The sequence below is a fragment of the Martinezella calliandrae genome, from assembly GCF_030272695.1.
GTDB lineage: Bacteria > Pseudomonadota > Alphaproteobacteria > Rhizobiales > Rhizobiaceae > Rhizobium > Rhizobium calliandrae.
In genome coordinates this window covers 12,368-24,412 of the sequence record NZ_JARFYN010000048.1, presented here as the reverse complement: position 1 = coordinate 24,412, position 12,045 = coordinate 12,368, and the positions used below count along the sequence as shown (strand labels likewise).

Sequence of the window (12,045 nt, the reverse complement as noted above, 5' to 3'; positions counted from 1 at the left end):
GAAGAGGCTGCGGTCACCGTCCTTGAGATTGAGGCCGATCCGGCCGTTTTAGACGAAAGCGAGGAATACGACCATGACCAGACAGAATGCGCGCCACGAGCTTTCACCCTGCATCATTCTCATGGCGCTGGCGCAGAAGATCTGAATTTCTGTTTAAATTCCGGGGGATACAACAATGTCCTATGTGACGGGTTCATCGTCCAGCTCACGGGTTCAGCGTGTGGCTGGCACGATCCTTAGCGGCCTGATTGTCGCCTTTCTTGTTTTCGACGGCGTGATCAAGCTTATTCCTCTGCCTGTGGTTACAGAGACAATGGCAGGGCTCGGCTATTCCGGCGATCCGGCTTTCGCGCGGCTGCTCGGCGTCATTACGCTCGGCTGCGCCGTCCTCTACGCCATTCCGCAGACTTCGGTTCTCGGGGCGATCCTCCTCACCGGCCTTTTCGGCGGGGGGATTGCGACACATCTCCGGGTTGGCAGCCCGGTGTTCTCGCATGAGTTCTTCGGGCTCTATCTCGGCGTGATCGCCTGGGGCGGACTTTACCTACGCTATGAAGGTGTTCGTAAAATGATTCCGTTCTTGCGCTAAGGCTATTGATTTTGGATAAGATTTGATATGGCTCGGCTCCCTCGTCTGTTCGTGGAGCGAGCCATGCCGCAAGTCACTATTGCACCGGTCCGGCAATCGGACGCCGGCGAACTGATTGCGGCGAATGTCGCAAGCCGCTCTTACCATGCGCCATGGGCCCATCCCTTCGTGGACCGGGATGGCTTCGATCTCTGGTTCGGGCAGACAGTGACGGGATCCAATGTCGGTCTGGTCGCGCGCGACGCCGAGCAAGGCGGCATTGTCGGGGTGGTCAATATCAGCCAGATCGTCTGGGGCGGCTTCCGCAGCGCCTTCCTCGGCTACCACGGCATGGTGGCCTTTGCCGGTCAAGGGTTCATGACCGAGGCACTGCGTCTGGCGATCGCCCATGGTTTCGACGATATCGGCCTGCACCGGTTGGAGGCCAATATCCAGCCTGCGAACCATGCCTCCATCGCCTTGGTGCAAAGGCTCGGTTTCCGAAAAGAAGGCTTCTCGCCGAAATATCTGAGGATCGGCGGCGTCTGGTGCGATCATGAACGCTTTGCACTGCTGGCCGATGATCCACGTCTTTGATGTTCAACATCAAAGGCTTCTGAGATCGATTCCGAAGCAGCGAGCAAGATATTGATTTCGGAGCTTAGAAAGCTCGCCAACGGAAAAGCCAATCCGGTATTTGCCCGGTGGCTCGCTGCCATCGCACCGGACATTTTTTATGCGTCCGTCATCTCGCTTATTGAAATTGAAAACGGGATATTGCACTTGAGCGGCGAGATCCCTGCAAGCCAAAATCCTGCGAGACTGGTTCGATAAGGTGAAGGCTATCCGGCACGGGCATATTGTCAGTTGATGAGGCCGTGGCCACGCATCCCAGGCATTGGCGCCACGCATTTATCGGATCTATCGCTGCCGCTCACCGTTTACGCTCGTCACTCGTAATGTCCGCGATTTTCTGGGACTGGATATTCATATCATCAATCCCTGGGTCGAAGGTTCCTAGGCTTTACGGAACGAAAGTCGCGCCGATTGTCAGAAAGGCATTGACTGAACAAAAAGGAGAGGCGAAAGCGACTGCTTGAGCCTCCGCCTCAACAGTCTGCGGGGCGTGCGCACGCCAGCTGGAAGCCTTGAATGATCATCTCGAACGACGACGAATTGACCAAGCTGAAAGAGATCGGCCGCATCTGCGCCAACGCCATACAAGCGATGGCTGCGGCGCTTGAGCCGGGCATTACCACGCTGGAACTCGACAATATTGGTCGCAAGGTGCTGGACGATGCCGGCGCCCGCTCGGCGCCGGAACTTGTTTACAAATTTCCCGGCGCCACCTGCATCAGCGTCAATGAGGAAGTGGCCCATGGTATCCCTGGTCCGCGGGTGATCCGGGCAGGCGACCTTGTCAATCTAGATGTTTCCGCAGAGAAGGATGGTTTCTTCTCCGATACCGGGTCGTCATTTGCGGTCCCGCCGGTCAAGCCCAAGGTCGAACGTCTCTGCCGTGACGGCAAGAGGGCGCTCTGGGTCGGTCTGAACCAGGTACGCAGCGGCGCGCCTTTCTCGAAGATTGGTCACGCCGTCGGTGCCTTCGCTCAGAAGAACCGCTATACGCTGATCGCCAATCTTGCCAGCCACGGCATCGGCCGTTCGTTGCATGAGGAGCCGGCGGAGGTGTCCACTTGGGCGGATCCCGACGAGACCCGCATCATGCAGGACGGTCTCGTTTTCACCGTCGAGCCGTTTCTGTCGCTTGGCGCCACTTGGGCCGAAGGCGGCGACGACGCATGGACGCTCTATGCCGAGCCACGCGCGGCAACGGTCCAGTTCGAGCATACGGTCGTCGCCACCCGCAATGGGCCGATGATCCTGACATTGCCTGATAATTGAGGCTCAGCCTTCGTCGTCGGCCTTCGGGGTTTTTTCGGCCTTTACTTCGCCACGTATGATGTCTGCAGCGGCACGCTCGAGTATTGCCGCGATGCGTGCGCCTTCGTCCTTGGTCCATGGGAACTTCGAGCGAAGTGCGGAGCGCAGAAGGTGGCGGGCGCGGTGCACGTCGCCGGCATCGCGACCGAAGGGGCTGTCGCGCCCTTCGTCGTCGCCGGCATCCTCGCCGCCGAAGACTCGCCTGACATGCGCCATCTTTTCACCGATCGCGCTAAGCTTGGCCAGTGTCGTCTCGACCAGCGCCTGGTTTTCCTCGACCCGCTTCTGTCCGCTTTCGGTGATGCGGTAGAGCTTCTTGGTGCCGCTTGCTTCGACTTCGGCGAGGCCGGTTTCCTCCAAGTAGGTCAGGGCTGGGTAGATGACGCCGGGGCTCGGCACATAGAAACCGCCGGAACGTTCTTCCAGCGTCTTGATCAGCTCATAGCCATGCCGCGGCTGCTCGGAAAGCAGGGCGAGAATGATGAGCTGCAGATCGGCGGCATCGAATTTCCGGCCGGTGCGAAACCCGCCGCCGAACATGCCGCCCTTGAAGCCCCTCATGAAGTCTCTCCTATGCTGTCCGTATGAATCACGGCGTTCGCCGTGTCGTAGGATATATGCCTCGACGGTGTCAAAGCTATCGCCGCAGATGCGATCTCTAAAGCCTCTCATGGGTAAATCTCCTTTGATGATGAGGATTTATATCGTTGGTCATGTCGTAAGATATATATCGTAAGATATGTCGTTGCAAGGGAGCATTGAATTTTTGCTGAAAAGGGGTTGTCAGATCCCACAGCGGCGACAGTTTCGCCTTCTAAAACTGGAAATCGCGGCTGAATAATCGCATCACGATCTAGGGATAAGCGATTACATCTCTGTAAGAATGCGCCGTTCCGGTTGCCGCGCCGTTAGAACTGCCTTAGGTTCGCCGCGAATAAACGTCATTGCGGTCCGAGAACCCAATCAAGAAAGCTGCGCTACCCGTGTTCTTATCTTTCTTCCCCAAGCCGAAACCTTTTTTCATCTCGGCAGCCCTCTGGTCGCTTGCTGCGGTACTTCTTTGGTACTTCGGCGGCGAACTGGCCGGCGCCTATATCGGCCTGCCGCCGTTGGCGGAAGGGCAGGAGGCCACCGTCGGCGTTTCGGTATTCTGGTCGGCGCCATTCCTGTGGTTCTACATCTACTACGTTGTCACCGTCGCATTGTTTGCGGCCTTCTGGTTCAACTATAGTCCGCATCCTTGGCAATATTGGTCTGTGCTCGGGACGGCGCTAATCATCTTCAACACCTATTTCCAGGTGCAAGTCAGCGTTGCCGTAAACGCTTGGTACGGACCGTTCTACAATCTCGTCCAGCAAGCGCTGCAAACCGTCGGCTCCGTGCCGGCTTCGCAATTCTATCTCGACATGCTGGTCTTCGCCGCCATCGCCTTCGTTGCGGTCACCGTCGGCGTGTTCAACCTGTTTTTCGTCAGCCATTGGGTCTTTCGCTGGCGCACGGCGATGAACGACTATTACATGGCCAACTGGACGAAGCTGCGACATGTCGAAGGTGCGGCACAGCGCGTGCAGGAAGACACCATGCGTTTCTCCTCGACGGTTGAGTCCCTCGGTGTGAGCTTCGTGGGTTCAATCATGACCCTGGTCGCCTTCCTGCCGGTACTCTTCCGCCTGGGCGCGAACATCACCGAGTTGCCGCTTGTCGGCAATATTCCACATGCGCTCGTCTGGGCGGCGATCTTCTGGTCGCTCTTCGGAACTTTTTTCCTGGCGATCGTGGGTATCAAGTTGCCGGGTCTTCAATTCATCAATCAGCGGGTGGAAGCGTCCTACCGCAAGGAGCTCGTCTACGGCGAAGACAATGAAGACCGTGCAGCGCCGCCGACGGTCGCGGAACTGTTCGCCAATGTGCGCAAGAATTATTTCCGCATCTATTTCCACTACACCTATTTCAACGTCGCGCGCATTTTCTATTCGCAGGCGGACAATATCTTCAGCTTCATCGTCCTCGTTCCGTCCATCGTCGCCGGCCGGCTGACGCTCGGCCTGATGACGCAGATTACCAACGTCTTCGACCAGGTACGCGGCTCGTTCCAATATCTGGTCAGCTCGTGGACGACGATCATCGAGCTGCTGTCGATCTATAAACGTCTGCGTGCCTTCGAAGCTGCCATTGGCGACGCCCCGTTGCCGTCGATCGAGCAGCACTATCTTGAGAAATTGGCAGTCAACGAGAATGTCGATGCATGAGGAAAGGCTCCGGAGACGGGGCCTTTTCAATTAGGGGCCTAGTCATTTATCGGCGATGCGGTCGGGCTCAACGCCATCAGCTTCAGGTGCAGGTGCCTGGCCTGGATCGATAGAGGTGGCTCAGCCCTGCTGCGGCTTTGCCCGCATCGCAATCAGCGGGAGCGCTTCGGAATAGCTGACGCAGGCGACGCCGTCCTTGTGGCAGACGTCGCTGACGAAGCGGTCCAGCGCCCGCCAATAGGCGCCGTCGTTCATTTCGACGAAATGGAAGCCGAGCTGCAGCGGGATGCGTTCGCCGTTATATTGCTTGTCGAAGGCGGCTTCGAACGCGTCGAAGGTACGGTCTTCGAAGGACTTGGAATCCGCCTTGTCTTCGACGCCCTTGGAATGGTGGATATAGAAATTATAGTCCATGCCGATCACCAGATGATGGTCGGGGCCCTCGGGGATCAACGGCAGCCCGAAGCGATAGATGCCGTTGACCACTTGCGGCAACATCGGACCTCGGGTCACCAAGCTCGCGTCGTACTGGAATCCCATGGCTTTTTCGGCCGGCACCAGGCCGTCGCTGGTCGAGAGATATGGTGCGCGGAAGCCTTTGACGTCTTTGTTTGCAAACTCTTGCCAGCCTGCCGGTTCCTTTTCCCCTTCGCCGACATTCTTCCAGGCGTCGCGCAGCGCCACGCGGGCATTCATGAATTCCTGCTGCCAGTCGGCTGCTGTCCAAGCCTTGCCGTCGAAATGGCCGCAGGCATGGCTGGAAATATCATGGCCTTCCAGATGCGCGCCCCAGATATTGGCTATGCGGGTGCGCACGTCGTCCTCGCTCTTGGCAAAACCGACATTCGATTTGCCGGCCTTCTGTCCCGGCGCCTGATAAGCCCTGGCCTGATCGTGGTTCATCAGGAAGGTGCATGAGAGGAAGTAGGTGAAGTGTGCGCCGTTGCGTGAAGCGATCTCGCGGCTCTTCGTCCATAGTGCATTGTCATGCGCCCCGTCGAAGGAGATCATCACAAGCTGCTTCGGTTTTTCATCGGCCTTACCCGCAACGGGAAGCGCTAGGGAAAGGGCGAGGGAGGCAAAAGAGACTAAACGAAACATGGACACCTAGATTATTTGATTGAGCATGCCCTGATCCGAAAACCGAGTTACAGTTTTTTTCTGCGGATCTTCGATTCGGGATCATGCCTTAGGTTTGGCTCTTCCCTGCCGTTGAAATGCGGCAAAGCTGCGGTCTCGCTGGCAATTTCGCGCCATAGTCAGTACTGATGTGTTCACAAGACACCAACGGGATTTCACTCATGTCATTGCTCATTCTCGGCATTGTTCTTTTCCTCGGCATCCACCTGATCCGCGTCCTGGTACCTGGTTTCCGCAGCTCGATGGTTTCGAAGATCGGCGAGCCTGGCTGGAAGATCGGTTATTCGATCGCCAGCATCGTAACGCTGATTTTGCTAATATACGGTTTCGGGCGGGCGAGGGATCAAACGCCCATCTGGTCTCCGCCGATCTGGATGAGCCATATCACCATCCTGCTGATGCTTTTTGCGCTGATCTGTCTTGTCGCCTCGCTGCTGCCGGCGGGGCATATCGCGGTCAGAGCCAAGCATCCCATGGTGCTCTCTGTAAAAATCTGGGCCCTTGCGCATCTGCTTTCCAATGGCGACGGCGCTGCCATTTTGCTCTTTGCCGCCTTCTTGGCCTGGGGCGTCATTCTCCGCATTTCGTTCAAGCGACGTGAGCGCGCCGGTGAAATTTCGCTGCGACCTTTCGTTTCGGCGAAATACGATCTTTATGCCATCATCATCGGCATCGTCGTCTGGGGATTGATCATTTGGAAGCTGCACGAGTGGATTATCGGGGTTTCACCGCTCGTTATGTGACGATTTCTGCCATTCCCCCTTACAACGGCCGCAAAATGGAGTAGAAGGCCCCACTACCCATAAGCTCTTTGGAATAATTTGGCCTGAGCCGGAGACGAGAATGGCATTCAACGACGATAGCTTCATCCGCGAGGTGAACGAGGAACTGCGTTCGGACCAGTTGCGGTTCGTATGGCGCCGTTTTGGCCGGTTCATCATCGGCGGTGCCGTGCTCATCGTCCTCGGCACGGCTGCCTATAGCGCCTATCACTATTGGTCAGGTCGCCAGGCCGGCAGCAGCGGCGATCAGTTCATCTCCGCCTTGACGCTGGCGGACCAGAACAAGACGGACGAAGCGCTGGCCGCGCTGGCGGCGATCGAGAAGAGCGGCAGCGGTTCCTATCCGCTGCTCGCACGGATGCGTGCCGCCACGCTGCAGGCGCAGAAGGGCGATACGGCCGGCGCGATTGCGGCCTTCTCGGCCATCGGCAAGGAGACCAGCGTTCCGACCGTTATCCGCGATGCGGCTCGCCTGCGCGCGGCTTATCTGCTCGTCGACACCGGCACTTACGACCAAGTTGCGGCCGAGGCTCAGGAATTGGCCGTGCCGGCCAATGCTTTCCGGCATTCCGCACGTGACGTGCTGGGTCTTGCCGCCTACAAAGCCGGCGATTTCGCCAAGGCACGGCAATGGTTCCAGGCGATCGTCGACGATCCTCAAAGCCCGCGCAATGTCGGCAACCGCGCCCAGATGCTGCTCGACCTCATTACTGCGTCCGGCAAGGCTCCGGTTGCAAAAGGCTAAAGGGTAGATCATTCAATGAGTTTCACGGTTGCGATCGTCGGTCGCCCGAATGTCGGTAAGTCCACTCTTTTCAACCGTCTGGTTGGCAAGAAGCTGGCGCTTGTCGACGATACGCCGGGTGTGACGCGCGACCGCCGACCCGGCGACGCACGACTGGTCGATCTTCGATTTCGCATTGTCGATACCGCCGGTCTCGAAGAAGCCGACGAGGAGACGCTGGAAGGCCGCATGCGCGCCCAGACGGAAGCAGCGATCGACGAGGCCGATTTGACGCTGTTCGTCGTCGACGCCAAGATGGGCCTGACGCATGTCGACAAGGCGCTGGCCGAAATGCTGCGCAAGCGCGGCCGCCCGGTAGTGCTCGTCGCCAACAAGTCGGAAGCGCGCGGTTCCGACAGCGGTTTCTATGATGCCTTCACACTCGGCCTTGGCGAACCTTGCCCGATCTCTGCCGAACATGGCCAAGGCATGATGGATCTGCGCGATGCCATCGTCGAGGCGCTTGGGCATGAGCGCGCCTTTCCGCCTAGGGATGACGAGGCGGAGACGAATGTCAGCATTCCACGCCCTGCGGTCGGCGGAGACGGTGAAGAAATCGACGAAGAGCCGGCCTATGACGAGACGCGGCCTCTTCGCGTCGCCATTGTCGGCCGCCCGAATGCCGGCAAGTCGACGCTGATCAATCGCTTCCTCGGTGAGGACCGGCTGCTGACCGGTCCGGAAGCCGGGATTACCCGCGACTCGATTTCTGTCGACTGGACCTGGCGCGGCCGCACCATCAAGATGTTCGATACCGCCGGCATGCGCCGCAAGGCCAAGGTCATCGAAAAGCTGGAAAAGCTTTCCGTCGCCGATGCGCTGCGCGCCATTCGTTTCGCCGAAACCGTGGTCATTGTCTTCGACGCCACCATTCCCTTCGAGAAGCAGGATCTGCAGATCGTCGATCTCGTCGTCCGCGAGGGCCGCGCCGCCGTGCTTGCCTTCAATAAGTGGGACATGATCGAGGATCGCCAGGCTGTGCTTGCCGACCTGCGAGAAAAGACGGATCGGCTGCTGCCGCAGGCGCGCGGTATCCGCGCCGTACCGATTTCCGGCCAGACAGGCGAGGGATTGGATCGCCTGATGCAGGCGATCGTCGATACCGATAGAGTCTGGAACAAGCGTGTGTCCACCGCCAAGCTCAACCGTTGGCTGGAGACGCAGCAGGTTCAGCATCCGCCGCCGGCGGTTTCCGGCCGGCGTATCAAGCTGAAATATATGACACAGGTGAAGGCGCGGCCGCCGGCTTTCATGATTTCCTGCACCCGCTCGGATGCGCTGCCGGAATCCTATGTGCGCTATCTCATCAACGGCCTGCGTGAAGATTTCACCATGCCGGGCGTGCCGATCCGCATTCATTTCCGCTCGTCGGAAAACCCTTACGAGACTAAAAAGAAGCGGTAACGGTCAGGCCGAACGCCTTTCACGGAATCGCTTTCCCGCTCTATCCCGTTGTTTTACGCATTCCGGACAGAAAACCCTCTCGCACTTTTACTGGAATTGCCATAGGGGTTCAGGCCGCGTTCTTCATCAGCGCTTCGCGCAGCGCGATGATTTCTGCCTTCAGTCGTGTCAAGTGGTCTACCGTGCTGTCCGATGCGTCGAGGATGCAAGCGGGAATGAAAGCGGCTTTCTTTTTCAGGGCCACGCCTTGGCTCGTCAGGCGAATCAACACTTGTCGCTCATCTTCCTTGCTGCGGGTACGTTGAATGAAACCGGCCGCTTCCAGGCGCTTCAATAGCGGCGTCAGCGTGCTCGATTCCAGGAAGAGCTTTTCACCGATATTGCCGACGGTCTGGTCGTCCTCTTCCCACAATGTCACCATCACGAGATATTGCGGATAGGTGAGGTTCAACTCATCGAGCATGGGCTTGTATAGCCGGTTCATCGCGTGGTTCGCCGAATAAAGGGCGAAGCATATGAAAGTGTCCAGTTTCAAAGGGTCGTCTGTCATCTCTAACACTCCGTAAGCCACTGCACTTAAGTCGTGCGATAAATAATCGTATACATAAAAATGCATGACAGCTATGCACATTCGCAATTTTGTCGAAAAGCAGTCCTGCGTGGTGGTGCAAGAACTGCGCCGACCCTGCTCTGGGGGCTAACCCATGGCCCGCCAGCATATGCCGCTTTTCATTATGTGGCGGGATGGGCAGCGGAATTCAATGTCGACCTTAGCCGTCCCCAGCCCGTGGCGGGTGACGACGTTGAAGATTGCATAAGGTGGTGGCCATCACATGCTCATAACTAACGCAGCCGCCGGCACTGCGTTCCTCGCCACCTATGAGGTTGAAGGCAATATTGAATTCCTACGCGCCTGCAGGGTGCGCGGCAATGGCCGACGGACAAGGCAAGCCTGCGTTCAGGGGTCTCCTACCAGCATCCGGCCGCGATGATTGGCGAGGCGGACATTGCCGATAAATTGGTTCGTGGCAGCTTCCCAGGAATAGTTGAGCGCGAGGGCGCGGGCCGCTTGGCGTGAAGAGGAAAGCGCTGCTCTGCAGGCTTTGGCCAGATCTACGTCGACGACACCGGCCGCATCGTTGCCGCCAAGAATGTCAGCGGGGCCGGTGACAGGATAAGCAGCGACGGGAACACCGCTCGCCAATGCCTCTAAAATGGCATTACCGAAAGTGTCGGTCTTTGACGGGAAGACGAAAACGTCGGCTTGCGAATAGGCATGCGCCAGCGCTTCGCCAAACTTCGAGCCGAGGAAGTGCACGCTCGGATAAAGTTTCTGCAGTTCGGCGCGTGCCGGTCCGTCGCCGACGACGACCTTTGAGCCGGGCAAATCCAGATCGAGGAAGGCCGGCAGGTTCTTTTCGAGCGCCACCCGTCCAACGGTCATGAAAATCGGGCGGGGCAGGCCGAAAGGATTGTCCTCAAGCGGGCGCGGATGAAAAAGCGTCGCGTCGATACCACGGCTCCAGGGCAGCAGATTGTGGATGCCCTTCTGCTTGAGCTCATTGGCAAGGCTCGGGGTTGCCACCATGCAGCCGGAACCGGCATTGTGAAACCATCTGACGAAGGCGTAGAGCCAGCTTTGCGGGATCGGCAGCCTGGCCGCGACATATTCGGGGAAGCGGGTGTGATAGCTGGTCGAAAACGGCATGCCGTTTTTCAGGCACCAGCGCCGGGCCGTCAATCCGAGCGGTCCTTCTGTGGCGATATGCACATAGGTTGGCCGGGCTGCTTCGATCCTGGCGGCAACTTTGCGGTAGCTTGCGATCGACAGGCGGATTTCCGGATAGGTCGGGCAGGGGACGCTGCGAAAGCCTTCCGGCGTGATCATGACGACATCAACACCGATGCGCGCCAGTTCGCGGTTGGTGTTTTCGATGGAGCGGACAACGCCGTTCACCTGCGGATGCCATGCGTCGCTAACGATGAGCAGGCGCTCCGGCGTTGCGATCGGGGGTGCCGCTTCAGCCCATGCTCTGTGATCGATGTCCGACAAGCGCTGCAACATATCCAAAAAAGTTCCATCCGCACCGCACTATCATAGTGTCGGCACAACCAAATACGGTGCAGCAAAGATGATTCCCGCGCCTGATCTATTGTGCGGGGTGTCCATGATGGAAATATTACAGCGTCTATTTCGTGGTCTGGAGCTTTTCCGGCGCCACCAGAGCGCCGTGTTCCTGGATGACCTTGGCGGCGATCTTGGCGGCGAAACGGGCGGCTGCGACGGGATCGTCATGTTCCAGATAATGCGCAAGGAACGCGCCATTGAAGCTGTCGCCGGCGCTGGTCGTGTCGACGACACTTTCGACCTTGGCCGCGGGAACGAGCGTTTCGCCGGCATCGGTGCCAACAGTCGCACCTTCGGCACCATTCTTAACGACGACCATATTGGCGCCGTGCTGCCGGTAGCGGCGGATGGTGCTGGCAATCGAGTCGTCACCAAAATGGGAGGCCTCGTCGTCGAAGCTCGGCATGACCAGCGTCGAGGCGCGGGCGCCTTCACCGATCATGGTGTGCATGGCGTCGAAGCTCGACCAGAGGCGCGGGCGCAGGTTGGGGTCAAACACCACCAGCTTGCCGACGGCTTTGGCGCGGCGCAGTTCGGCGAGCAGCGTCTCGGCGTCTTCATGCGTCAGGATCGCCAGCGTGATGCCGGAGAAATAGACGACGTTGGAAGCTTCGATCGCGGTGCGCAGCCTGTCGCCGTCGGCTGCGAGCTGACGGGCGGCAGAATTGTCGCGCCAATAGCTGAAGGAGCGCTCGCCGTCCTTCAGGTTGATCATGTAGAGGCCGGGCGTCTTGCCGCGGAGACGGCCAATGTTCGAAGTGCCGATGTCATGTGCCCTCATAAAATCCAGCATCTCGTCGGACATGGCGTCGTCACCGAGCGCAGTGAAATAGTGGACGGACCAGTCGTCAGGCAAACACGCGCGGGCATACCAAGCCGTGTTGAAGGTATCGCCGGCAAAACCCTTGCGCAGGTGTCCGTCTTCGGCCTGCGACAGCTCCACCATGCATTCGCCGATCGATAGAAAATGTCCGCCCAAGACGTCCTCCTGCGTTTCGCTTTGCTGCTGCATACGCGCATGCGGCTGCTTGAGCAAGGTGGACGGC

Annotated in this window: 12 protein-coding genes; 7 read left to right on the top strand and 5 right to left on the bottom strand. The window is 58.5% G+C overall.

The window, feature by feature from the left end:
• The first annotated feature begins 175 nt into the window (after nucleotides 1–175).
• From PY650_RS27505 to map, 3 genes are all read left to right on the top strand, one after another.
• A complete protein-coding gene (locus tag PY650_RS27505) occupies nucleotides 176–589 on the top strand; it encodes a DoxX family protein (protein ID WP_285882800.1) in 414 nt (137 codons plus the stop codon).
• A 63-nt stretch (nucleotides 590–652) separates the two neighbouring features.
• Nucleotides 653–1,165, top strand: a complete 513-nt coding sequence (locus tag PY650_RS27500; RefSeq protein ID WP_285882798.1) for a GNAT family N-acetyltransferase — start codon at nucleotides 653–655, stop codon at nucleotides 1,163–1,165.
• A gap of 555 nt (nucleotides 1,166–1,720) precedes the next feature.
• A complete protein-coding gene (gene map / locus PY650_RS27495) occupies nucleotides 1,721–2,473 on the top strand; it encodes a type I methionyl aminopeptidase (RefSeq protein ID WP_285882796.1) in 753 nt (250 codons plus the stop codon).
• 3 nt (nucleotides 2,474–2,476) lie between these two features.
• Here the strand turns inward: map and PY650_RS27490 are convergent, their stop codons facing one another.
• A complete protein-coding gene (locus PY650_RS27490; protein ID WP_285882794.1) occupies nucleotides 2,477–3,073 on the bottom strand; it encodes a PadR family transcriptional regulator in 597 nt (198 codons plus the stop codon).
• A 422-nt stretch (nucleotides 3,074–3,495) separates the two neighbouring features.
• Here PY650_RS27490 and sbmA point away from each other — a divergent pair, with 422 nt between their 5' ends.
• Complete coding sequence (sbmA, locus tag PY650_RS27485) at nucleotides 3,496–4,761, top strand: peptide antibiotic transporter SbmA (protein ID WP_285882792.1); 1,266 nt, start codon at nucleotides 3,496–3,498, stop codon at nucleotides 4,759–4,761.
• 120 nt (nucleotides 4,762–4,881) lie between these two features.
• Here sbmA and PY650_RS27480 read toward each other — a convergent pair whose 3' ends face one another.
• On the bottom strand, nucleotides 4,882–5,862 hold the full coding sequence (locus PY650_RS27480; protein WP_285882790.1) for a polysaccharide deacetylase family protein: 981 nt from the start codon (nucleotides 5,860–5,862) through the stop codon (nucleotides 4,882–4,884).
• Between the two features lie 200 nt (nucleotides 5,863–6,062).
• On the opposite strand from PY650_RS27480, the gene PY650_RS27475 reads away from it, so the two are divergent.
• The 3 genes from PY650_RS27475 to der all read left to right on the top strand — a co-directional run bounded on the left by PY650_RS27475 (nucleotide 6,063) and on the right by der (nucleotide 8,871).
• A complete protein-coding gene (locus PY650_RS27475) occupies nucleotides 6,063–6,644 on the top strand; it encodes an NnrU family protein (RefSeq protein ID WP_285882788.1) in 582 nt (193 codons plus the stop codon).
• A gap of 100 nt (nucleotides 6,645–6,744) precedes the next feature.
• Complete coding sequence (locus tag PY650_RS27470; RefSeq protein WP_285882786.1) at nucleotides 6,745–7,428, top strand: tetratricopeptide repeat protein; 684 nt, start codon at nucleotides 6,745–6,747, stop codon at nucleotides 7,426–7,428.
• 15 nt (nucleotides 7,429–7,443) lie between these two features.
• Complete coding sequence (gene der / locus PY650_RS27465) at nucleotides 7,444–8,871, top strand: ribosome biogenesis GTPase Der (RefSeq protein ID WP_285882784.1); 1,428 nt, start codon at nucleotides 7,444–7,446, stop codon at nucleotides 8,869–8,871.
• 109 nt (nucleotides 8,872–8,980) lie between these two features.
• Here the strand turns inward: der and PY650_RS27460 are convergent, their stop codons facing one another.
• From PY650_RS27460 to PY650_RS27450, 3 genes are all read right to left on the bottom strand, one after another.
• Entirely contained in the window at nucleotides 8,981–9,421 is a 441-nt protein-coding gene (locus PY650_RS27460) for a MarR family winged helix-turn-helix transcriptional regulator (protein WP_285882782.1), read from the bottom strand.
• Nucleotides 9,422–9,829: 408 nt separating this feature from the next.
• Entirely contained in the window at nucleotides 9,830–10,936 is a 1,107-nt protein-coding gene (locus tag PY650_RS27455; RefSeq protein ID WP_285882780.1) for a glycosyltransferase family 4 protein, read from the bottom strand.
• 124 nt (nucleotides 10,937–11,060) lie between these two features.
• Nucleotides 11,061–11,978 (bottom strand): sugar kinase, encoded by a 918-nt coding sequence (locus PY650_RS27450; RefSeq protein ID WP_285882778.1) that lies wholly within the window; start codon nucleotides 11,976–11,978, stop codon nucleotides 11,061–11,063.
• Nucleotides 11,979–12,045 lie beyond the last annotated feature (67 nt).